The organism is Streptomyces sp. L-9-10 (assembly GCF_004151105.1).
Classification (GTDB): Bacteria; Actinomycetota; Actinomycetes; order Streptomycetales; family Streptomycetaceae; genus Streptomyces.
The window spans coordinates 96,748-118,593 of sequence record NZ_PHRF01000057.1; the positions used below are offsets into that span (position 1 = coordinate 96,748).

Here is a 21,846-nt window from a genome sequence, read left to right on the forward strand (position 1 = left end):
GCAGCCCCCGCCCTGACCTGCCGATGAGCGAATGCGTGCCTACGGGGCCGCACCGCCGCGCTCGGCAGAGCTCCTTGTCCGCGACAAGTACACGGGCCTCGTCCGACCGATCGACACCGTGCGGACGTCCTCGCTCGGTCTTGGCCAACGTGATGGCTGGGGGCGGGGGTAGCCAGGCCGATCCTCATTCGACCTCATCAGCCACGGCAGGAACCTGCGCAGGGATCCGCAACGAACCGGGCCGCAGAAGGACCCCTGGGGGCGCGAAGGGTGCGATGACACCGGAGCGGGCCAGGTGCAGGACGGTCCGTGCCACTCGTGCTGCCGCGTTGGGCACCTGACGGAAGCTCGGGAAGTCGTTCACGTCGACGACGACCGGGCCTTCGGGCCCGAGCAGCACATCTACACCGTACAGATCCAGGCCGTACACCCGCCCCGCCTGGGCCACTATCGCGGCTACTTCCGCGGTCAGTGGCACGAGCCGTTCGGGGACCGTGCGCTCAGGATGCAGCGGCGAACATCGCTGGGTGGCGAAGAGTTCACCGCCGACGCTGTAGACCTTGAGGTCCACTCCCGAGTTGGGCACGTAGGGCTGGGCTATCAGCATCCCCTCCCCGGCCGGCCGGCCGGTCGTGCCGGCCGGTCAGCTGTTCCGGCGAGGTCACCAGTCTTACCGCCCTTCCGGAGCTGCCGTCCGCGGGCTTGACGACGAGGGGGTACTCCGCCGCCGGTATCTCTCTCAGCGACTCCTGCTGTACGGCCGCGTACGTCACGGGCATGGGCAGCCCGTGGTTGCGTCCGATGGCTGCCGCCAGCACCTTGTCCCGTACACCGCGGACCGACCGCGCGTCGTCGATGGTGGTCAGTCCGGCCGTGGCCGCCGCCTCCAGCAAGGACAGACCCGGCCCGCCGGACACCGTCTTGAGTACCCAGGCGTCGTGCCTTCCCGTCTGTACTCGCTCCGAGATCCGGATCAGGGTGCTGCCGGGCCGCAGCACATCCACGTGGTGTCCCCAGGATCTGAGCTGGTGGATCACCTCGACGGGCATGCCGTCGTGCCGGTACTGCTCCTCGACCAGAAAGCAGAGTCTCATCGGTCTCTCCTGCACCGTCATGCGCTGTTACTGGAATCGCGTCGTCCAGTTGGCAACGTTCGTGTAGTGGGTCCGGTCCGTTGCCGCCCGGTCCCCGGGCGGCAACGGACGGGGCAGGGGCGTCAGGACAGGATCGGGATCAGACCCACGGCGAACAGGACGTAGAAGCCGGCTGCTGTCGCGAGGCGGGCAGGAGTGAGCTTGTGGGCGCGCATGGTGGCCAGGAGGTAGACGATCGCGGCCATGGTGATGATCCCGGACCACAAGAGGGCGCCGTCGAAGTGCCATGTGGTGAACAGCAGGCCGATGCCGCTGGGGACGGTGGCCTGGATCATCATCGAGCCGGAGATGTTCGCCAGCGCCAGCTTGATCTTGCCTTGGCGTACCCAGATGACCGCGTTCATGATCTCCGGAAGTTCGGTGGCGATCGGGGACAGCAGCAGGGCGGTCACGGTGGCGGACAGGCCGAGCATCGGGCCGATGACATCGAGCTGTGCCACGAAGTAGTGCGCGGCGAGGAAGATCACGCCGAGGCTGGCCAGGGTCTGCGCGACCACGGCCCAGGTGGCGGGGGACGCCTTCTCGGGCTGGAACTTCAGCGGCTCCAGCTCCTCGTCCTCCTCGTCGCCCTCGTCCGCGCGACTGCTGCGGATCTCGCGCCAGAAGTAGACGGCGTAGGCGGCGAAGAACAGCAGGCCGAGAGCGGGCTTGAAGGCGAAGGCGACCAGGCCGAGCGAGACCTTCACGAGGAAGATCGGCAGGAACCACTGTTGGTCCTTGGCCAGGCGCTTCATGTCCTTCTCGTCGCCCAGCGCCTCACCGCTGTCGGGGCCGCTGGACGGCATGCCGGTATCAGCCAGGACGAGCAGGCGTTCCCTGCGGCGCTTGAGCAGGAGCACCGCTCCCGTCACGCCGTAGGCGACAGTGGCCAGCGCCAGGGGGCCGCCCATCGCAGCACCGACGCCGATGTTCCTGGCCTCCTCGGTCGCGCCGGTGGTGACCGCGACCAGGGTGACCACGGATTCGGGCAGGGCCGTACCGAAGGCAGCGAGGACCGTGCCGACGGCCATCTTGCCGACCTTGAGCCTTTGGCCCAGCCACTCGACCGCGTTGACGAACCACTCACACGAGAGATAGATCGCCACCGCGCACACGATGAGCAAAACGAAATGGATCACGGGACTCGGTCGTCCTTCCGGTGCCGGCGGGACACCGAAGGACGACCAGCGCGGGGCGGCGGTACGACTTCGGCCCCGCCGACGCACTAGTTGTCATCGACTAAGGGCCGAAGGTCTCACCCGCCCTCATCTCTGACAGATGCGGGCCCGGCCACCGGGAATCCCGCTCGGGATTCCAGCATGTCGACGACCGGTTTGCGGGGTTACTCCCCTTCGCGGTTGTTCATCCTACATGTAGTGCAGCTGCGGTAAACGCTAAATATCGGATGAATTGTCGATCTTTTACCCTGGCGTTGCAGTGGTCCCGAGGCCGGAGTCGGCGTGTCATGGGCTCCGGAGCTCGAAGAACCGGCGGGGGCGTTCATCGCAGCCGGGTCGGGCACGGTTCCGCACCGCTGGGGGCGGCGCGGAACCGTGAGCCGCGGCGGTGGCCGCAGAGGGCATCGCCGCGGCTCAGGCCGGGCCTGTCCGGTCCGTGGGTGTCAGGACGAGCACTTCGCCTGGTAGTTGTTCACGCTGTCCTTGACGAGGCGCGTGGCCTTGGAGGCGTTGTCGTAGCCGTTCAGCTCGACCTTCTTGGTGCTGCCGAGCTGCTTGTAGACCTCGAAGAACGCCTCGATCCGCTGCCGTTCCACGGACGGCAGGTCCTTGATGTCCTTGACCTCGGAGTAGGTGGGGTCCACGTCATCGACCGGGACGGAGATGATCTTCTCGTCGGCCTCACCGTCGTCGACCATCTTCAGCACGCCGATCGCCCGTACGTTGATGACCGCGCCGGACTTCAGGGGCTCGCGGGTCAGGACCAGCCCGTCGAGCGGGTCCCCGTCGCCGCCCACGGACTGCGGCACAGAGCCGTAGTTGGCGGGGTAGGCGACCGGCATCGACATGAAGCGGTTGACGACGAACTGGCCCGTCTCCGGGTCGATCTCGTACTTCGTGATGCTGTCCTGCGGGATCTCCACGACGACGTTGAAGCCGTCCTTCGGGATGTCCTTGGCGGCCGGCTGCGGGAAGGCCAGGGGGTGCACGTACCCGCCCGGGGCCGACGGCCAGCAGTCCGCTGCCGCGGACGAGTTTGTGGCGGCATTCGACGCGGTCGTCGCACCGGATGCCGTCACTGCCCCCACGGCGAGGACGGCGGTGACCGGAGCGGCGAACATCGCTGCGGAACGGAGAAACGGTCTAAACATGGCAAATCCTTACTAAACGCATCAATGACGACAGTGAATCTGACAGCTGTAGGTGTACGGATATCGACTTTCTGGTGACGATTTGAAGTTGAGGTGTGCGGGCTCTCACGACCCGGGACTGGTCGGCTGATCGGCGCCGGGGCGGTGAGTCACAGCCAGTGCCGGCGGCGGAAAGCGCGGTAGATGAGCGAGCACGCCAGGACGGTGGCTCCGATGACGAGCGGGTAGCCGAAGACCCAGAGGTGCTCAGGGACATGGACGAAGTTCATGCCGTAGACGCCGGCGACCATGACGGGCACGGCAATGATCGCGGCGATGGCGCTGATACGGCGGAGGCCGTCGTTCTGCTGCTCACGGGTTCGGGCCAGGGCGAGGCTGAGGGTGGCATCGACGATGTGCACCAGGGCGGTGATCTGTTCGGTGGCGTGGGTGTGGCGGCCGAGGACGTCACGCAGGGCGTGTGCGATGGCGGTGTCCCCGCCGGACATTTGGGGGTCGGCGAGTTGCCGCAGCGGCGCTTCGAGCGGGGCGACAGCTCTGCGCAGATTCAGGAGCTCACGCTTGAGCTGGTAGATCCGCCCGATGTCCCTGCCGCGCTCAGCCGTGTACGTGTCGGCCTCGGCCTGGTCGACACGCGCCGCCAGCCACTGGGCGACTTCCAGGTACTGGTCCACCAGCGTGCTGGTCAAGGCCCACAGCACCGCGGCGGCCCCGTGGGCGAGAAGTTCGGGCCGGGCGCCGAGCCGCTTGCGCACGCCCACGAGATGACTGGAAGGCCCGTGCCGGACGACGACGATGAAGCCCTCGCCCATGAAGACCATGACCTCCCCACTGGCGACGAGGTCGTCTTCCGTGTCGGAAAGGATGTCGTCGTGCTGGGCGACGACAGCGGATTTCAGGACGAGGAACAAGGTGCTGCCGTAACGCTCCAGCTTGGGCCGCTGGTGTGCGTGCAGGGCGTCCTCGACGGCGAGCGGGTGCAGGTCGAAGGCGTCCGCGACGGACTGGAACCGGCCGGCACGTGGGGCGTGCAGGCCGACCCACACGAATCGGTCCCGCTTGGCACGGACCGCTGCCACGGCCCGGTGCAGCGGAAGCAACTCGGGCCTTTGGCGGCCCGGTTCGTACAGGGCGCAGGTCACCACTGCGCCGGAGGGGGTGTCGTGGCCTGTCATGACTGCACCCGCAACGCGTACGTGCCCGCCACGGTCAGGCGTGCGGGGTGAGTATGCGAGCGCACATGGCTAGCGTGAAGTGCGAAGTGCGTCACGGGTCTCGTCTGGGCCTTCCCGCGCTACCGGCGGGGGCTTCGAGGACGACCGCTCAAGGGCAAAGGCGGAAGCTTCGACCCCGCCGACTCGCATACGTCGTCGACAAAGGGCCGAAGGTCTCGCCCACCCATACCGCTACGGCACGGGCCCGGCCACCGGGAACCCGTCAAAAGGCTCCAGTATGTCGACGACCGGTATCACAGGGCTACTCCCCTTCGCGGCGGCCATAGTACACACCCTGTGGCGAGCAAGCACATGCCGGATGTGGTCGGACGCGCGCAGATCAGGCCGACCGTAACGGCGAGTCATCGGATCAGCTCACGTGTTATGGGGTTCATTCATCCTGTCCGTTGTCCGGTACGACAAGGCCGCCACCATCTACCCGCACTGTGTGTCGGCCCCGGCCGAGAGTCAGTACAGCGTGGTGCGGTGGTCAGTCCGTGCGGCAGCCGCGGGCTCCCGGCTGGGTGCCCAGTTCGGGGCGGCCGACTGCCGCGGCCTGCGGCTCGCGTACCTGCCAGACATGGGAGGGCTGCTCGGGTGCCGCCCCGCCCTGGGGGGAGGTGTTCGTTGCGGGGCCGGTGCCGCAGCATTCCTCAGCCATGACGGGCCTCCGGACTCCGGGCGTGGCCGGGCGTCTCGTCGCCGGAGGCGCAGCAGGCGCCGTCCGGATCGCACGCCTGGTCGTGCTTGCCCTGGTGGTCGACCAGCAGGACGAGCGCGGCCAGATCGGCGAGCGCGTGCGCCAGCTTGGGATCCGCCAGCTCGTAGCGCACCCGGCGACCGTCCGGAACAGGCTTGACCAGTCCGCAGCCGCGCAGGCAGGAGAGATGGTTCGAGACGTTGCCGCGGGTCAGTCCGAGGCGGTCGGCGAGTTCGGAGGGATATGCGGGCGCTTCGAGGAGCGCCAGCAGCAGCCTGCGCCGCGTCTCGTCCGCCAGAGCCGTGCCTACTCGGGCCAGCGCGCCGGCGTCGACCGCCACGGCGAGGCCCCTGTCTTGTTGCGTCTCCATATCCTCAAGTTACAGCGAAGGCTGAATTAAGCAAAGACTGTATTAAGCGGATGGGCGTTTGTGTTCCAGCCTTTGTGCGGTCGATCCAAGCTGCGAACCGCCTGTACGCGACCGTGCTTTCGGTGACAGCGGCGGCTGTAGCGGTGTCGACGCGATCGGCCTCTGTCCCAGGCAGTCCAGGATCTCGGCCTCAAGGTTCCTACGGCCACCACTTCATGAAGGCATGCAAAGCCGCCGGGCTGGTGGACGCTGACGGTAAGCCGAAGTACACGCCGCGCGGCCTTCGCAGGTCGCAGCGGTATTGCAGACGTTCGGCAACAACGCCAAGGCGCTCCAGGGCCGTTGAGGTACCACGGCGTCCCTGGTACAGCACGTGGTGGCGATCGCGACCGGGGTGTCACCCCGCGGTCCGAGGTGTCCATGAGGTCCAAGGGCACCCCCTCGCCGGGGGTGCCCTTGGATCACTCGACCGGAGCGTCAGCGTGAGCCGAAGAGCTGTCCGGCGTTTTCCAGGTCGTACCTGGCCACGTTCGTGCCGAGCGTGATACCCCGCTCGTCGGCCGACCGGGTGTGGATACCCGAGAGGATCCGCGCCTCGGTGTTCTCCTCCGAGAGCTGCTTCCAAGTGGTGTAAGTCCTGGTCACCCCGGGCGCGGTGGGACTGGTCAGTTCGAACGGGGCGGTGCGGGGTCCGTGGAGAGTCGACAGCACGGCCTCCGCGGCACCCGAGTAGGTGTTGTGCCCGCTCGGGTAGTCCGGGTGCGCCGGAGTGGTGTGCAGCGGTGTCCAGTCCGGGTCGGGGTCGATGGTGCCGGTGCGGATCGCGGTGACGGGGCGCCACCTCTCGTACGCGTACTTCGAGTCGGAGGTCGCGATCTGTGTGTCCACCTGCACGACATGGAAGAGAGCGACCAGCTTCGTCTGCCCGGCGACCTCCTGCGCCGAGCGGGAGAGGGCGACGCGCAGCGGTTCTGTGTAGAGGGTGTACGAGGAGCCGTACCAGAAGGTGGCGGTCTCGGTCTGGTGCGCGCTGCGAGCGGTGCTGTCCGAGGCGCCGTATGTACGTACCTCGGTGAGGTCGGCGGCGTAGCGCCTGGAGTCCAGCGCGGGCGGTGGGCCGAGCCGGAACTGGCTCTGCGTCTTGAGCAGGAAGGGCTTGGCGACGCGGTTGCCGTACTGCGCCGCCGGGGCGTACGCGGGCGGTGTGGGCTGCCAGATTCCGGGGGCCGCGGAGGGCACCGTGTACGGCGCGTTCACCGAGGCGGGGTCGAGGCCGTCACCTTGCCTGGACTTGAGGATGAGGTCGGCCTGCCGCTCTCCCGCCGCGATGCCGCGCTCCTCCGACGGGCCGTCGGGGATCCCCTCCAGGGTCTCCTTCAAAGCGATGCCGAGCTGCTCAGTGCGAGCCGGTACCAGCGCCACGAGCGCACGGTGGACGGCCGCGGCGAGCGCCGCGTCCTGGTAGGCGCCGCGCTGGACGCCTGCGGGCACATTACGGGTGGCCCGTGCAGCCGCGAGCCAACTGATGGCCCACGTACGGTTGTTGGTGATCTGTGTGGGCGCGCCTGCTGCGGCGATGGTCTCGGTGGTGGTGTCGTACCAGGCGAGCGCCGTGGAGCCGCGGTCGCCGGCGGCGACGGCCTGCGGTACCGCGACGGACGTGGTCAGCAGTACCGCCGCACCGAGGGCGACGAGGGCGGGACGGGATCCGAACGGACTCATGTGTCTCCTTGAGTGAGGCGTATCTGCCGACGGGCCGCGGCAGTCAGCCTGCGTTTCGTCGTGGTCGATGGTGTGGATCTGGTCGGTGTCGGCGAAGACGCCCGCCTTCTGGTCGGCGACCGGCGCCTCGTCGTCCCGGAGCCGTCCCCGACTGCACTGCGGTCATGCCGCGCTCTCGTCTTCCGCAAGGTCCACTCCCAACTGAGCGAGCAGGCGGTGGCGCAGGGCGGCGTACTCGGTGCTGCCGTGGCGGCGCGGTGCCGGGAGCTCCACGGGGAGGTCGGCCGCCATCCGCCCCTCCTCCAGGACGACCACCCGGTCGGCGAGGACGATTGCCTCGTCGACGTCGTGTGTGACCAGCAGCACGGCCGGCCGATGCCGCTCGCACAGCTGCCGCAGCAGGGTGTGCATCCTGATCCGGGTGAGTGCGTCCAGCGCGCCGAACGGCTCGTCGGCGAGCAGGAGTTGTGGATCGCGTACAAGGGAGCGCGCGAGCGAGACGCGCTGCTGCTCGCCGCCGGACAGCTCGACAGGCCAGGCCCGCTCGCGCCCTTCGAGGCCGACTTCGGCGAGGGCGGCCAGGCCGCGCTCCTGGGCGTCCGGTCCGCTCAGGCCCAGGACGACATTGCCCAGCAGTCGCTTCCAGGGCAGCAGCCGTGCGTCCTGGAAGACCACGGAGACGTCGTCGGGGGCGGCGAGTTCGCCGCTCCCCGCCACTTCGTGGTCGAGTCGGGCCAGCGCCCGCAGGAGTGTGCTCTTGCCGGAGCCGCTGCGCCCGAGCAGGGCGACGAACTCACCTGGAGCGATGCTGAGGTCGAGACCGTCCAGTACTCGGCGCTTGCCGAAGGAGCGGACCAGGTTCTCGATCCGGACCGTGTTCGCCCCGCTCCCGATCGCGGTCAGTTCGCCAGAGTGCGCCGCCATGACAGCGTCCCCCTCTCCACGAGCCGCACCAGGGCATCGGAGACGAGTCCGAGGAGTCCGTACACGACAAGGCCGACGATGATGATGTCGGTCTGCCCGTACGTCCGCGCGAGCTCCATCATGTAGCCGATGCCGCTCGTGGCGTTGACCTGCTCGACGACGACCAGCGAGAGCCAGGCGGCGGTCACGGCGAAGCGCATCCCGAGCAGGAATCCCGGCAGGGCGCCGGGGAGCACGACGTGGCGGACGAACTGAAGCCTGCTGAGCCGCACCGTCTCGGCCAGCTCGGCATAGCGGTTGTCGATGGTGCGCAGCCCGTTGTGGGTGTGGATGTAGATCGGTACGAAGACGCCGAGCGCGATCGTGATGACCTTCATCGTCTCGCCGATGCCGAACCACAGGATCAGGAGCGGGATCAGCGCGAGAGAGGGGATCGCCCGCTTGATCTGCACCGGACCGTCGATGAGGCCCTCGCCGAGCCGGCTGAGGCCGGAGAGGATCGCGAAGAGCAGGCCGGCCGCGACTCCGAAGGCCAGGCCGAGCAGGGCCCGTTGGGCGGAGGTCGCGAGGTTGGACTGAAGCCTGCCGTCGGCGACGAGGTTGCCTGCCGTACCGGCGATGGTCCACGGCGCGGGCAGATTTCGCGCGTCGATGAGGCCGGCGCCCGAGCCGGCTGCCCAGAGGGTGAGGAGCAGCAGTGGGCCGAGCGCCCAGCCGTACGGCAGGGGGCGGCCCGGCCCGAGCCGCTTTCGGATGGCGCGGCGCGGCCGAGGGGTGGCCGTCGCGGCTTCGTCTGGCACCGGTTCCGTCCGCTTGTCGAAAACGGTGGTACTCATGTCGTCCTCCCTTCACCGGCGATGGCGTCGGCGGCCACCGACTCGTACCGGCGGTCGAAGAGGATGTCCGCCTGGAAAGCCTTGCGCTTCTGCTCCTTCGCCAGCAGATCGACTGTCTGCTGCTGACGCTCGACGGCACTGGTCCAGTCCGCCGGGAAGTCCGGATGGCCGGCCCTTTTGACGAGATATTCGCCGTCCTCGCGGCTCAGTCCCTGATCTTTGACGTAGTAGCCTTCGACCCATTCGTCCGGGTGTTCATCGACCCAGATCTGCGCCCGCGCCCAGAACTTGATGAGTTCGCCGATAGCGGCGGACTTCTGCCCGTTGCTGACGGACTTGGTGAGCGCCCATAGATGCGCCGGGTCATCCCGCAGCCCGTGCCTGATCGTCGTCCCGCCGTCCTGGCCGTATTTCGTCAGATAACGCTTGACGTTGACGTCGCCGATCGGTGCGGCATCCACCTGGTGATTTCCGAGAGCCGTGGGATAGACGTCGCCGGTACTGGCCATCTCGATCAGCCGGACATCCTGCTGGGTGAGCCCGGCCTTCTGAAGAATCCGCAGCACCAGCGCGCCCTGTGCCTGCCCGGGGCTGTAGGCGATCCTCTTCCCACGCAGGTCCGCGAGTGTCCTGATGCCGGCGCCCGGGGCGATTCCCAGTTCGTAGATCGGGTACCGGAGCGGATCCTCACGGAACTTCGCCGCCACGAGTTTGGTGTCAAGGCCCGTCCAGTGGGCGTTGATCGACGGAATCTCCGCGGCCGAGCAGATATCGAGAGCGTTTGCCCGGAATGCCTCGGAGCACTGCGGACCGCCGCTGATATTGGCCCACTTGACCGTGAAGGGAAGCTTGTCGATCTGGCCGGAAAGCTCCAGAGCGACCTTGAGATCAGGTGCTCCGACGGTGACGGAGGTATCAGGTGACACCTTGGCCGGGATCTTCTCGCCTGAGACGTCCTTACCGGTGGCCGTCGACTGTGTGCTGTCCACGCATGAAGTCAAAAGAAGGGAACCGGCGAGAGCGGCGACTACACCGGTGAAGAGAGATCTGGACATGCCTGTACGAGAGATCATTCGGGCCTTCACAGAACGAGGGAACGAGCCGGCAGAGAAGGGGTGACGCCGGAGGCGCGAAAGGGAAATCGGCGCGCACGTGCAGCGCGGTGCGGCGTGGCGGAGGGTCAGCTACACATCGCGGTGGCGACGCGCATCAGATCGATGGCCCGTCGCTTCCGGAACCGCTGGCGGATGCCCATGCCGTCGAAGGTATGCACGGGTCACATACGGGTCAAGGCACGGGGTGCGCCTGACCGGTACTGCGATGACACCTTCGTGGAGGTGCAATGCGGCCGTTACATCGCGGGGTCGTCGCGCGCGTGGCGCAGGTGGTTCCCGGTGCTCCAGTGGCCTCTGATCCGGGCGGCCGACCACATCCCTCAGGGCGTACCGCATCCCTCAGGGCATACCGCATCCATCTTCTCCCCGTCGTCAGGACGGCTCGGCCGAACCCGGCGAAGCCGATCCGGCGGCGCCGGTCCCCGCCGCTCGTGTCAGGGCCTCACACCGGCGGCGAACGGGACCCCGGTGCCGTGCTGTGCGGCGGGCGCCGGGGCGTTCGGGTGGGTCCACAGGCCGGACCCGGCGAGCAGCGGCAGGACGCCCTCGCCGAACCAGTACGCCTCCTCGACGTGCGGGTGGCCCGACATGATGAACTCGTCGATGCCGAGGCGGTGATATTCGGTGATGCGTTCCGCGACCTCGGCGTGGCTGCCCACCAGTGCCGTGCCCGCGCCGCCGCGGACCAGGCCGACGCCCGCCCAGAGATTGGGCGACACCTCCAGGCCGTCCCTGTCGCCTCCGTGCAGGGCCAGCATGCGCCGCTGGCCCTCCGACTCACTGCGGGCCAGGCCGGTCTGGACGGCCTTCACCGCCTCGTCGGAGAAGCCGTCGAGCAGGCGGCGGGCTTCCGCCCATGCCTGCTCCGCCGTGTCGCGCGTGATCACATGGAGGCGGATGCCGAACCGTACGGTACGGTCCTGCTCGGCCGCCAGGGAGCGGATCCAGGCGACCTTCTCCGCGACCTGCGCCGGGGGCTCTCCCCAGGTCAGATACACATCGCTGTGACGGGCCGCGACCTCGCCCGCCGCCGGTGAGGAGCCGCCGAAGTAGACGGGCGGCACGGGATCCGGGACGCGGGCCAGCTGCGCGTTCTCCACCCGGAGGTGTTCGCCGGCGAAGGACACGGTCTCGCCGCGCCACAGCTCCCTGACGATGTGCAGGAATTCACCGGTGCGCGCGTACCGGCTCTCCTTGTCGAGGAAGTCGCCGTAAGCGCGCTGTTCGTGGCTCTCGCCGCCCGTGACGACATTGAGCAACAGCCGTCCCGGCGCATGGCGTTGGAAGGTGGCGGCCATCTGGGCGGCGAGCGTCGGGGCGACGAAGCCGGGGCGGAAGGCGACCAGGAACTTCAGCCGTTCGGTCTCCCGAGCGAGCATCGCCGTGGTCAGCCACGCGTCCTCGCACCAGGCCCCCGTCGGTGTCAACGCTCCCACGAAGCCCAGCTGTTCGGCCGCCCGGCCGATCTGGCTCAGGTATCCGAGGTCGGCGGGGCGCTGTCCGCCCGCCGCGCCCGCCGGCAGTCCGTGACCGCCGCCGACGATATGGCGGCTGTCCCCGTACGTGGGCAGGAACCAATGGAAAGTGAGGCTCATCGAGTTCTCCGGACTCTTCTGACAGGACACCTCCGGCGGGAGGCGTTGGGCGGGGCACGGGCGAGGGGACGGCGTCCCGCTCAGATCAGACCGTGGCGGGGCGGCCGGGTGCCGTTGAGCACGTAGCGGCCGATGTGCTGGATCTTCCACCGGGCCGGGTCGTGCAGCGTATGGGTACGGGCGTCGCGCCAGTGGCGGTGCAGGTTGAGGCTGTCCAGCGCGGAGCGGGTCCCCGACACCTCGAACAGCGCGCTGCTCGTGTCGACGGCCGTCGAGGCCGCGTGCACCTTGACCGCCGCCACCGCGATCGACGCCTCGGCGGCCGTCTCGTCCGTCAGGTCGGCGGACGCCGCGTCCACGGCGGACGCCGCGGCGATCAGCAGCGCTTCCGAAGCCCGTACCTGCAAGGCCAGTTCACCGAAGCGCTGGATCAGCAGCGGATCCTCGACGGCGGTTTCGCAGCCGCTCTCGAACCAGGGCCGGCTCTTCGTACGGACGAATTCGGCGGCCTCGGCGAGGGCGCCGGAGGCGATGCCCACATCGATGGCGGCATGCAGCAACTGGGCCACCGCACCGTGCAGTTGGGGGCCCCGGAAGGTGAGGTGGTGGGGTACGACCCGGTCAGCGGCGACGCTGACGTCCGCGAGGCGCACCGTGCCGCTCGCCGTGGTGCGCTGGCCCATGCCGTTCCAGTCGTCGACGACGGTGACACCGGGTGCGTCGCGTGCCACATACGCGACGTGCAGCGCGTCCTCTTCGGCCCGTGCGAGGACCGGGATCCAGTCCGCGAACAGCGCTCCCGTCGAGTAGTGCTTCTCACCGCTCAGCAGATAGGAGCCGTCGCCCCTGGGTGCCAGTCTGGTCCTGATGTCCTGGACGTGCTTGGTGCCGGCCTCCGACTGCGCGTTGCCGAAGCTGCGCCCCGCGAGAACCTCGGCGAAGAAGAACTTCCGCTGCCCCGCGCTGCCTTGTCTGCGCAGCACATTGACATAGACGAAGTGGTTCTGCGGTATCTGGGCCAGGCTGGCGTCGCCGGTCGCCAGCAGCCGGAAGACCTCGGCGAGCGTCCCCGCCGGCACATCGGCGCCGCCGTGTGCGCGGGGCACGGTGATCCCGAGCAGACCACTGGCGGACAGGCGTGCCAGCTCCTCGCGCGGCAGGACGCGCCCCGCGTCCCGCCGCGCCGCACCGGCCCGGAACTCGTCGGCCAACGCCGCGGCCACAGCGCGCGCTTCGGTGTCGTCGGCGATCACATGGGCGTTCGCCGGCGCTGCGCCGGCGGGCGGTACGGGTGCGGTCACGGTGGTCCTCCGTGCGGTGTGTGCGGCGGATGGTCGGGGAAACGGCCGGTGAGGCGGTCGGTTCAGGCGGCGGCCGGCATCTGGTGGGCACTGCCCGGCCGTAGTGCCCACGCGAACTGGTCCACCACCTGGTGGAGTCCCTTCTCGGCCTCGGCGTCGAGGGAGACCCCACCGCCTTCGAGGGCCGTGATGTGCCGGTCGAGGACGAACCAGCCCTGGACGATGTGCCGCGCGCCCATGGAGGACAGTACCGGCCGGAGCGCGTAGTCGATGGCGAGAACGTGGGCGGTACTGCCGCCGGTGGCCAGCGGCAGTACGGTCTTGCCGGCCAGCGCGTACTGCGGCAACAGGTCGAGCAGCGACTTCAGGACCCCGGAGTAGGCCGCCTTGTAGACGGGTGTGCCGATCATCACCGCGTCGGCCTCCTCGAACAGTTCCTTCGCGCGGACGATCGCCGGGTGGGCGAAGTCCGCGCCGAGGAGCGCTTCGGGGGGAAGCGTGCGGACGTCGAGGGGTACGACGTGATGGCCCCTGGCGGCGAGCCCGGCGTCCAGGTGCCTGAGCAGCCGGGCCGTTCGGGAGCCGGCGGACGGACTGCCGGAGACGGAGAGGACGGTGGCCATGCGGAATCACCTCGTGAAATCTGCGGGTGCGGTGGTGAGCGCGGGCGGCGGTGAGCATGCGCGTGCCCGGCGGAGTGACCCGCCGGACACGCGGAGAGCAACAGGAAGACCGGTAACCCACTGCCGGTGTGCTGTGAACACCGGGCTCGTGCCGCGTCCGAATGACACGCGGTGTGCTGCGGGGCCCGGTCCTATCGCGCCTGACGACACAGAGCGCTGGAGACGCGCACCAGGTCCACGTGACGGCGGCAGGTCAGCTCCCGCAGATCCCGCATCGCTCGTCACCACCTCTCGAACCTGTTTCACCGAAGCATGTGCTCACGAGGTTAGCCATCGGCGTCGCCCGCGTACATTCGGGATCTGCGAAGTGGTGATAGGGATTCCCTTCAACGCCGATCGGAGAGCATGAGGTCATGCGGATAGAACAGCTCGAATACATCGAGGCCGTGACCCGTCTCGGCTCTCTTCGCCGGGCGGCCGAGGCCCTGCATCTGTCCCAGCCGGCGCTGAGCGAGACCGTCCGCAATCTGGAGCGTGAGCTGGGCGTGGACATCCTGGACCGCAGGCGGTCGGGGGCCAAGATCAGCGCCGAGGGCCGTGAACTGCTGCCGCACATCACCGGTGTGCTCGACGCGGTCGCGGGGCTGCGCAGAGCGGCCGACGAGCAGCACCACACCAGCCGGATGATCCGGCTCGGCACGGTCCACGCCGCCACAGTGCCGCTGCTCGTGCCCACCATCCGGGCGTTCCGGGCCGCGCATCCGGAGACGCAGGTCGAGGTGGTCAGTTCCCAGCAGACCGCGCTGCACAGCGCGCTGCTGGAGGGCGGTCTCGATCTCGGCCTCGTCAACTACCTTCAGGGCGACGACGTCCCGCCCGGATTCCACACCACGGAGCTGCTGCGCGGCCGGCCGGTGGCCTGCGTGCGCTCCGACAGTCCGCTCGCCGCGAAGGAGAGGGTCTCGGTGGACGATCTGCTCAGCCAGCCGCTCGTCGTGATGCGGTCGGGCTACCTCATGCACCGCTACGTCCACCGGCTCCTGCACGGGCGCAGTCCCAGCTTCTCGTACTCGACGGACGGCGCCGAGATGGGGAAGCTGATGGTCGCCGAGGGTCTCGGCACCACCGTGCTGCCCGACTTCAGCGTGCGCGGAGATCCGCTGGAGCGCGCGGGGATGATCACCTTCCGGCCCCTCGAAGTCGAGGACACCGCCGTGCTGCTGGTGATCCAGCGGCCGCTCGCCGGCTCGGTCCCCGCCGCGTCCCGGGAACTGCACGGGATGTTCGTCGGCCTCGCCGCCGACTACACCGCGAAGGTCGCGGCCGGCGGCACCGGTCCGGCGGCGGGGTGACGCACTGCCGCCCCTGAGAGGGGCGGCGCCGGCCGTTTCGTTCATCGAGGGCTACCTCGCGCACTCGGGAGCGGGCCTCGGCTGGACGCGCTGCTCTCCCGAGACGCGGATCGGCGACATCATCGCCCGCAAGGACCCGGGCTACCAGCGCCTCATCGGGTTCAGCGGAGGGGGTAGTGGGGGATGTCGAGGCGACCGGCGTGGGAGTAGAGGGATTGGTAGTGCCGTTGCGGGGAATCTTGTTCACCGAGGCAGGTGTACTCCGCTTTGAAGCGTTGGCCGGGGCCGTCGTTCGGTGCCGCGAGGAACAGTGGGCCGCCGTCCGATGGTGCTTCCAGGGCGAGTTGTGATCCGGCGGTCAGGATCCGGTAGTGGGAGTACCTTTCCCAGGTGTCGGCCGGTTCGTAGTGTCCGTCGTCCGTGACACGCTGGACGATGAACCGCTGGCTGTCTCCTCCGTGTGGCTCGGCCTGGACGATACGGGTGTCGGTTCCTGTGCCGACCGCTTCCCATGCCATGCCGGTGAGGCGTACGAAGATCCGGTGCTGCCCGTCGGCCGATGCTTCCAGAGCGAACCCCGACCACGGCAGAATGCCGTCGGGGCTCGCGACGAGGGGGCTGCCCGATCCCTCGAAAGACTCCCGGGCCTGTGAGCCGTCCTGCGGATAGCCGATCGCCGCGATGTCCCCGGCTACGTCGTCCAGACCGATATAGGGGTTCAGCGTCCGGACCACTTGCTCGGTCAGCGGCCGCAGAGCGATGACATGACGGACGGCTTCTCCCTGACTCATGCCCGTCTCCCGCCAGGGCACGTCCTCGGCATCCTCGCCCCTGACACAGTCCGTCCCGTGCGCCAGCTGGTCCGGCGAAGGACTGATCAGATCTGCCAGCTGCTCCCAAAGCGGCAACCCATCCAGTTCCGAGGGCCCCTGCTCCGCATCTGATCCGACATATTCGACGTCATCGAAAACATCATGTGTATCAAGCTGGTACCAGGAGGCATCGTCGCCGGACCGCCAAAGAGCGAAAGTGAAGAGGATATGGGCCTCGTCGCCGATGATGGCCCCCGCGAGCCCGCCACGGGACGGATTGCCTTCGACACAGGACCGGAGCGCCTCGGGGACCTGCGTCTCCACCGCCGACCAGATCTTGCGCCAGGGGGCAAGGTGCCCCTCATCGACGTCGTAGCCCATGATGAACACCCCCTCGGGATGGAAGTGAACATCCAACATCCGATCCTGTTCCCATGTGCTCAGCACACGGCACGGATGCCCCTCCGCGGGCCCGTTCAGCGTGTAACCACCCCAACCGCCCCACTCTTCGATCTCGTACCTGGTCTCACGGATCGCGTCGATCATCGCCAATGCCCGAGCCCGGTTGAGCAACACCGACGTTTCAGATTCCAGTCGCACAGTCCTGAATTCGTTCATGTGCGCAGACAATCAGACGCCACTGACAACACCACAGCCCAGCCCGCACCGGCGCCCACACTGCTCACACCACATGAGCAGTCCCGGGCGCGGCAGCACGGCTGCCGCCATGCTGACGGACTCCACCTTCGCTTCAACCGGTTGAAGCGAAGGTCGCCTTGGGCGTTGTGGTCAACGTTCGGGGACAACGTCAAGGTGCTCCAGGGCCGTTGACGGGGGGACGGGGAACGGGGGACGGGGAGACGGGGGTACGGCGGCGGCTCAGGGGCGTCCCCGTCAGTGGTGTGGTGGGCGTGTACGGCGGTGGCGTCGGTACGCCCATACGGCAAGCGCGAGGACGACCACCCCGGCGATCACGGCTCCGGCGATCCTCCCCACCTGTGACTCGATCCTGGTGAACGCGGCCCCGGCGAAGTAGCCGACCGCCGTACAGCTCACGCCCCAGCACAGCCCGCCCAGCGCGTTGAACAGCAGGAACCTTCGGTACGGCATGTCCGAGAGCCCGGCCAGCGCCGGCATCAGCGCGCGGAGGAATGCGATGAAGCGGGCCACGAACACCGCCGAGGCGCCCCGTACCCGGATCATCTCGCGCGCCCGTTCGACATGGTCCTGGCGTCTGCGCAGGCTCCTGGCCGACAGGATCCGGTCGCCGAAGTGGCGGCTCACCGCGTAGCCCGTGCTGTCGCCGAGGATCGCGGCGAGCACCACGACCACCGTCAGCCACCACACCGACACCTCGCCCTGGGCGGCAAGCAGCCCGCCCAGTACGGCGGCGGTCTCGCCGGGAAGCACGAAGCCGAAGAAGAGAGCGTCCTCGCAGAACACGAGCGCGCCGACCACGGTGTAGATCACGGGACCGGAGAGACCGCCGAGCCAGTTGGTGATCGTATTCATCCGGCGCGTCCCTCCGTTCCGCCGATACCGGGCGATTCCGGCCTTATAGGCGATGATGACAGTGTGTACACGGTCACGGGGGCAGCGCGCCGTACGCGTACTCGTCAAAGACGCCCATGGGCCGCCACGCGGACCCCGTAGGGCGTCCCGGCGAGGCGAGGCGAGGCGAGGGGTGGGGTGAGGTGAGGTGGTCCGACGAGGCGCGCGCCGCGCCCCTGCCGCCGACGACCGGCGGAGGCGGGCACGGCGCGCGCTCGGCTCACGTGTCAGAGCTCACCGGCGGCCCGTCACCTGTAGGTCAGATCGGAGGAGCTGTACTTGCAGTACGTGCCGTCCGCGTCGGAGCCGTTCTTCGTCGGCTCGGCGCCGGTGTTGTTCCCGATGTACTTCTGGCACGGCACGATCTTCTTGCTGCTGTCCCCGACGATGGTGATACCGCGCAGGGTCAGTGAGTCGCCGTAGTTGGTGTTGATGCCGCCGATGACACCGCCGGGTGCGGTGATCTCGGTGTTGGTGACATTGACCGTGCGCTTGTACTGACTCGAGCAGTTGCCGCAGGAGCGGACGAAGGTCTTGAAGTCCTGGCCGGCGAAGTTGGAGATGTTCAGTGTGCCGCCGCCGTTGAACTGGAAGATCTTGTCCGCCGCCTTGCGGGCGCCGCCGCCGTTGACGGTGTACGTCTCGCCGGTGCCGCGGAAGGTGGCCGCGTCCTCGCCGACGTCCTCCCACCACACGTTCTGGAGTGTGCAGCTCCCGGCGCAGTGGATGCCGTCGGCGGCGGGGGCGCCGATGATGACGTTCTTCAGGGTCGCGCCGTCGGCGAGCCTGAAGATCGGGTCCTGGCCCTCGTTCTGGCCGCCGCTGCCCAGGTCACCGGTGCCGTAGTAGCGCTTCATACCGCCGTCCACGGAACCACTGACGGGCTTCGTGGCGCCGACGGCCTCGCTGCCGTTGGGCGAGGGCCAGGTGGCGGCCGCGGCGGTGGGCAGTGTGAGTCCGGAGGTGAGTGTGGCGAGGAGAAGGCCGGCGGCGCCGAGGCCGCCGGCCATCACCCGCCGTTTCCCTGCGGTCAGGCGGGTGTTGTGCTGGCGTGTCATGAGAGGGTGCTCCTTCTGTCGGGTGAACGGTGTGGACCGCTGATTCACGGAGTGGTGATTCACGGACCTCTGATTCACGGAGTGGTGATTCATGCGGCGGTGATTCACCGGGGGCGGTGGTTCACGGGGCGGTGATGACCGGCCGGGGAGGCGTGGGCATCTTGTCGCCGATGGGGAAACCGGGGTGCGGCGGCTGGTTGTAGGCGGTGTTCTGCCAGGCCAGGGCCGTCCGGTACATGCGGTCGTGCAGCAGTGTGGTGATCTTCCGGTCCGTCGCGTGCGGTGTGGAGTAGATACGCAACGCCGTGTTGTCGGTGGTGGGCCAGATGACCTCCTCGCGCCAGTCGCCGAGGATGTCGCCGGAGAGGGACGGGGTGGCCTTGGTCCCGTTGTTGGAGTGCACCCCTGAAGCGGTCAGCAGCCGGCTGTCGGACGACGGGCCGTACTTGTCGATACGGGTGCCGTCGAGCAGTTCGCGCACCGGATCGCCGTCCCACCACGCCAGGAAGTTGGCCGAGGACGGTTTGCGGCCCCGGGCGGTACCGGCCCTGTCACGGATCGAACCGTCGGCAGCCGACCACATCTCCGCGCCGTCGCTGCCCGCCCAGATGTCCCCTGCCACACCGCGTCCGTTGTCGCCACCGGACGGGGTCTGCCACAACACCTGGCCTGTCCTGGCGTCGGCGAAGTACGACGAGGGCTTGGAGGCGTCCTCGTCCACCTTGAAGTACTCGAGACCAGGGCGGGACGGGTCGAGATCGCCGAGGTGGGCCGCGTCGCCGTGCCCGTTGCGCGTCGTCCACAGGCCGGAGCCGTTGTCGTCCACGGCCATCGAGCCGTACACGATCTCGTCCCGGCCGTCGCCGTCCACATCGCCGACCGTGAGCGCGTGGTTGCCCTGGCCGTCGTAGCCCTTGCCGCTGTTGGTGGAGCTGTTGGTGTCGAACGTCCATCTGCGGGTGAGCTGACCGCCGTTGAAGTCCCAGGCGGAGATCACCGTACGGGTGTAGTACCCCCGCGCCATGATCAGGGAGGGGTTGCTTCCGTCCAGATAGGCGGTCCCGGCCAGGAAGCGGTCCACGCGGTTGCCGTACGAGTCGCCCCAGGAGGCGACGGAGCCGCGTGGCGGGACATGGTCGACCGTGCTCCGCGCGGCACCCGTCCGCCCGTCGAACACCGTCAGGAACTCGGGCCCTTCGAGCACATACCCGCTGGAATTACGGTGGTCGGCCGAGGCGTTGCCGATCGCCCTTCCCGTACCGTCGACCGTGCCGTCGGCGGTCTTCATGGCGACCTCGGCCCGGCCGTCACCGTCGTAGTCGAAGACCTGGAACTGCGTGTAGTGCGCGCCGGAGCGGATGTTGCGGCCCAGGTCGATGCGCCACAGGCGTTGGCCCTGGAGCGTATAACCGTCCAGGATCGTGTTGCCGGTCACCCCGGACTGCGAGTTGTCCTTGGCGTTGGTGGGCTGCCACTTCAGGACGAGGTCGAGGTCGCCGTCCCCGTCGAGATCACCCACCGACGCGTCGTTGGCCTCGTACGTGTGGTCCGGTCCCGCCGGCGGGACGGAGACCGGCACATCGAGATAGCCGGCGCGGAACTGGACCGCGCTGGGCGAGGCGGGCTGCTCCACGCCGTTCACGAGCGCGCGCACCGTGTAGTCCGCGGAGTTGGGGGCGTCCTTGTGCAGATAGTTCGTGGTGGTGATCGGCGTGGTGTTGACCTTGACCGAGCCCCGGTAGAGGTTGAAGGACACGTTGTCCGCGTCGGTCGCCAGCCAGCGCCAGCTGACCAGGTTGTCATTGCCCGTGTGCACACTGACCAGACCGCGGTCGAGCCGCTCCATCCGCGCCGCCGCCACCGCTCGCTCACCGGGCCGTGCCACGCTCGGCGCGGGCGTCAGCAGCCCGGCGATGACCGCCCCGGCCATCGCGAGCACGGCCGCCGGCACCACTCCGCGGACGGGCGGGCGTGGTGGTGGGGATCCCGAACGCGCTGGGTACGAGCCGACTCTGAACCGCACGAGTCCTCCAGAGGGGTGGGGGGTGTCTGTCCCTGCGTCCTCTGGTCGCCGCCCGCGCGGAAAAGGTTGCCGCCCCCCGGCCCCGGCTTCGGATCCGGCCCCGGCCCCGGCTTCGGATCCGGCCCCGCCCCCGGCTTCTCGCGTGGTACGGGCGCTACCTCCGGGGCCGCATGTCCGTCCCGTAGACCGTCCGGTAGTCCGGTACGACGACACGGGACGCGGGGCTCGCGGCGCGCACCCCGGCCACCAGACCGTCCAGATCCGCGCCGGGATCCCGCAGCGGCGGTCCGCTCAGGGGCACTTCGAAGTTGTCCCAGTGGACCGGTACGACCACGCCGGGCGAGCCGAGCGCCCCCATCAGTCGGGGAACGTACCGGTGTGTCGCCGTGCTGGACGGGACGGCGACCATGGCGATGTCGGGCCGCAACCCCGTCACCTCGCGCTCGATGAAGTCGCTGCCGCCCATCAGGAAGACCGAGGGCCCGTTCCCGAACGTCACCTGGAAGGCGAGGGTGTCACCCTCCGGCAGTTCGCCGATGGTCGTCGGCGCGGTGGCGGGCGGGGCGTTGAGGGTGCCGGGGGAGAAGTAGGAGTGGTTCTTGTTGCGGCTGTGGACGGATGCCACGGCCTCGACGGTGTATCCGCCGAAGTCCAGCACCTCCCCGCCCCTGACCACGGAGAGCTGGGCCGGGTCGACGCCCAGCGAGCACAGCAGGTGGTACGTCGTCTCCGTACCGACGACCCGCGCCCCCGTCGTCTTCGCGAGATACGGGACATCGTTGAGATGGTCCCAGTGGCTGTGGCTGACCAGGATGACTTCGGGACGGCCGGCGTGCCGGTCGACGAGACCCTCGTCCGTCTCCAGCTCCGTGGCCGCGTCGAACGCGCCGTCGAACAGGCCGGTGGAGAAGCGGGTGACATACGGGTCGAAGAGCACGGTCCGGCCGCCGAGGTCCATGCGCCAGCCCGAGGTGCCGAGCCAGCGCCAGGACACCGAATCCGCCGGGCCGGGCGCCGGGCGGGACGCCGTGCCCGACGGGGCTGCCGTGGTGCGGGCCGGGTCCGCCGCCGACGCGGCCGTGGGCAGCGCCAGTCCGGCGGCCGTGCCGAGCACGGCGGTTCTCAGGACCGTGCGACGGCCGGGCCGGGGCGTGCGCTGTGTGTGATCGGGGTTCATGACGGCAGGAG

Annotated in this window: 18 protein-coding genes and 1 pseudogene; 1 reads left to right on the forward strand and 18 read right to left on the reverse strand. The window is 68.8% G+C overall.

Annotated elements, in window-relative coordinates; translation table 11 throughout:
- Positions 1–184 precede the first annotated feature (184 nt).
- The 13 genes and pseudogenes from CU044_RS15980 to ssuE form a co-directional block, all read right to left on the reverse strand.
- A pseudogene (locus tag CU044_RS15980) lies at positions 185–1,094 on the reverse strand (hypothetical protein).
- 122 nt (positions 1,095–1,216) lie between these two features.
- Positions 1,217–2,272: a sodium:calcium antiporter gene (locus tag CU044_RS15985; protein WP_129769250.1), complete on the reverse strand. Its 1,056-nt coding sequence runs from the start codon at positions 2,270–2,272 to the stop codon at positions 1,217–1,219.
- Between the two features lie 482 nt (positions 2,273–2,754).
- Entirely contained in the window at positions 2,755–3,462 is a 708-nt protein-coding gene (locus CU044_RS15990; protein ID WP_205124079.1) for an inorganic diphosphatase, read from the reverse strand.
- Positions 3,463–3,611: 149 nt separating this feature from the next.
- Positions 3,612–4,637, reverse strand: coding sequence for a magnesium and cobalt transport protein CorA (locus tag CU044_RS15995; RefSeq protein WP_129769251.1), 1,026 nt, complete (start codon positions 4,635–4,637; stop codon positions 3,612–3,614).
- A 529-nt stretch (positions 4,638–5,166) separates the two neighbouring features.
- On the reverse strand, positions 5,167–5,337 hold the full coding sequence (locus tag CU044_RS38585; protein ID WP_165371904.1) for a hypothetical protein: 171 nt from the start codon (positions 5,335–5,337) through the stop codon (positions 5,167–5,169).
- Complete coding sequence (locus tag CU044_RS16000; RefSeq protein WP_129769252.1) at positions 5,330–5,746, reverse strand: metalloregulator ArsR/SmtB family transcription factor; 417 nt, start codon at positions 5,744–5,746, stop codon at positions 5,330–5,332. The genes CU044_RS38585 and CU044_RS16000 overlap by 8 nt, the downstream gene beginning before the upstream one ends.
- Positions 5,747–6,223: 477 nt before the next feature.
- Positions 6,224–7,468 carry a vanadium-dependent haloperoxidase gene (locus CU044_RS16010; protein WP_129769253.1) on the reverse strand — a complete coding sequence of 415 codons (1,245 nt, stop codon included), beginning with the start codon at positions 7,466–7,468 and terminating at the stop codon, positions 6,224–6,226.
- A 162-nt stretch (positions 7,469–7,630) separates the two neighbouring features.
- Positions 7,631–8,392 carry an ABC transporter ATP-binding protein gene (locus CU044_RS16015; RefSeq protein WP_129769254.1) on the reverse strand — a complete coding sequence of 254 codons (762 nt, stop codon included), beginning with the start codon at positions 8,390–8,392 and terminating at the stop codon, positions 7,631–7,633.
- The gene (locus CU044_RS16020; RefSeq protein WP_129769255.1) at positions 8,368–9,228 is read right to left on the reverse strand and encodes an ABC transporter permease; all 861 of its coding nucleotides are present in this window, start codon (positions 9,226–9,228) and stop codon (positions 8,368–8,370) included. Before CU044_RS16020 ends, CU044_RS16015 begins: the two co-directional genes overlap by 25 nt.
- The gene (locus CU044_RS16025) at positions 9,225–10,217 is read right to left on the reverse strand and encodes an ABC transporter substrate-binding protein (RefSeq protein ID WP_240045631.1); all 993 of its coding nucleotides are present in this window, start codon (positions 10,215–10,217) and stop codon (positions 9,225–9,227) included. The genes CU044_RS16020 and CU044_RS16025 overlap by 4 nt, the downstream gene beginning before the upstream one ends.
- A 560-nt stretch (positions 10,218–10,777) precedes the next feature.
- A complete protein-coding gene (locus tag CU044_RS16030; protein ID WP_129769257.1) occupies positions 10,778–11,938 on the reverse strand; it encodes an LLM class flavin-dependent oxidoreductase in 1,161 nt (386 codons plus the stop codon).
- 80 nt (positions 11,939–12,018) lie between these two features.
- Positions 12,019–13,239, reverse strand: a complete 1,221-nt coding sequence (locus tag CU044_RS16035) for an SfnB family sulfur acquisition oxidoreductase (protein WP_129769258.1) — start codon at positions 13,237–13,239, stop codon at positions 12,019–12,021.
- A gap of 62 nt (positions 13,240–13,301) precedes the next feature.
- Positions 13,302–13,862 (reverse strand): NADPH-dependent FMN reductase, encoded by a 561-nt coding sequence (gene ssuE, locus CU044_RS16040; protein ID WP_129769259.1) that lies wholly within the window; start codon positions 13,860–13,862, stop codon positions 13,302–13,304.
- A gap of 413 nt (positions 13,863–14,275) precedes the next feature.
- Here ssuE and CU044_RS16045 point away from each other — a divergent pair, with 413 nt between their 5' ends.
- Positions 14,276–15,214 (forward strand): LysR family transcriptional regulator, encoded by a 939-nt coding sequence (locus CU044_RS16045; protein WP_129769260.1) that lies wholly within the window; start codon positions 14,276–14,278, stop codon positions 15,212–15,214.
- 161 nt (positions 15,215–15,375) lie between these two features.
- On the opposite strand, the gene CU044_RS16050 is transcribed toward CU044_RS16045, so the two are convergent.
- The 5 genes from CU044_RS16050 to CU044_RS16070 form a co-directional block, all read right to left on the reverse strand.
- The gene (locus CU044_RS16050) at positions 15,376–16,644 is read right to left on the reverse strand and encodes an RICIN domain-containing protein (RefSeq protein WP_129769261.1); all 1,269 of its coding nucleotides are present in this window, start codon (positions 16,642–16,644) and stop codon (positions 15,376–15,378) included.
- 276 nt (positions 16,645–16,920) lie between these two features.
- Entirely contained in the window at positions 16,921–17,538 is a 618-nt protein-coding gene (locus tag CU044_RS16055; protein ID WP_129769262.1) for a DedA family protein, read from the reverse strand.
- Between the two features lie 287 nt (positions 17,539–17,825).
- Complete coding sequence (locus tag CU044_RS16060) at positions 17,826–18,635, reverse strand: pectate lyase (protein WP_129769263.1); 810 nt, start codon at positions 18,633–18,635, stop codon at positions 17,826–17,828.
- A 121-nt stretch (positions 18,636–18,756) separates the two neighbouring features.
- Entirely contained in the window at positions 18,757–20,565 is a 1,809-nt protein-coding gene (locus CU044_RS16065; protein WP_165371910.1) for a rhamnogalacturonan lyase, read from the reverse strand.
- Between the two features lie 247 nt (positions 20,566–20,812).
- On the reverse strand, positions 20,813–21,835 hold the full coding sequence (locus tag CU044_RS16070; protein WP_129769265.1) for an MBL fold metallo-hydrolase: 1,023 nt from the start codon (positions 21,833–21,835) through the stop codon (positions 20,813–20,815).
- Between the last annotated feature and the right edge of the window lie 11 nt (positions 21,836–21,846).

Excerpts from the sequence above, each read along its gene's own strand:
- CU044_RS15990 (WP_205124079.1), bottom strand. The coding sequence starts at position 3,462 with ATGTTTAGACCGTTTCTCCGTTCCGCAGCGATGTTCGCCGCTCCGGTC.
- CU044_RS16020 (WP_129769255.1), bottom strand. The coding sequence starts at position 9,228 with ATGAGTACCACCGTTTTCGACAAGCGGACGGAACCGGTGCCAGACGAA.
- CU044_RS16015 (WP_129769254.1), bottom strand. The coding sequence starts at position 8,392 with ATGGCGGCGCACTCTGGCGAACTGACCGCGATCGGGAGCGGGGCGAAC.
- CU044_RS16070 (WP_129769265.1), bottom strand. The coding sequence starts at position 21,835 with ATGAACCCCGATCACACACAGCGCACGCCCCGGCCCGGCCGTCGCACG.
- CU044_RS16060 (WP_129769263.1), bottom strand. The coding sequence starts at position 18,635 with ATGACACGCCAGCACAACACCCGCCTGACCGCAGGGAAACGGCGGGTG.
- CU044_RS15995 (WP_129769251.1), bottom strand. The coding sequence starts at position 4,637 with ATGACAGGCCACGACACCCCCTCCGGCGCAGTGGTGACCTGCGCCCTG.
- CU044_RS16000 (WP_129769252.1), bottom strand. The coding sequence starts at position 5,746 with ATGGAGACGCAACAAGACAGGGGCCTCGCCGTGGCGGTCGACGCCGGC.
- CU044_RS16065 (WP_165371910.1), bottom strand. The coding sequence starts at position 20,565 with ATGGCCGGGGCGGTCATCGCCGGGCTGCTGACGCCCGCGCCGAGCGTG.
- CU044_RS38585 (WP_165371904.1), bottom strand. The coding sequence starts at position 5,337 with ATGGCTGAGGAATGCTGCGGCACCGGCCCCGCAACGAACACCTCCCCC.
- CU044_RS16010 (WP_129769253.1), bottom strand. The coding sequence starts at position 7,468 with ATGAGTCCGTTCGGATCCCGTCCCGCCCTCGTCGCCCTCGGTGCGGCG.
- CU044_RS16045 (WP_129769260.1), top strand. The coding sequence starts at position 14,276 with ATGCGGATAGAACAGCTCGAATACATCGAGGCCGTGACCCGTCTCGGC.
- CU044_RS16030 (WP_129769257.1), bottom strand. The coding sequence starts at position 11,938 with ATGAGCCTCACTTTCCATTGGTTCCTGCCCACGTACGGGGACAGCCGC.
- ssuE (WP_129769259.1), bottom strand. The coding sequence starts at position 13,862 with ATGGCCACCGTCCTCTCCGTCTCCGGCAGTCCGTCCGCCGGCTCCCGA.
- CU044_RS16050 (WP_129769261.1), bottom strand. The coding sequence starts at position 16,644 with ATGAACGAATTCAGGACTGTGCGACTGGAATCTGAAACGTCGGTGTTG.
- CU044_RS16055 (WP_129769262.1), bottom strand. The coding sequence starts at position 17,538 with ATGAATACGATCACCAACTGGCTCGGCGGTCTCTCCGGTCCCGTGATC.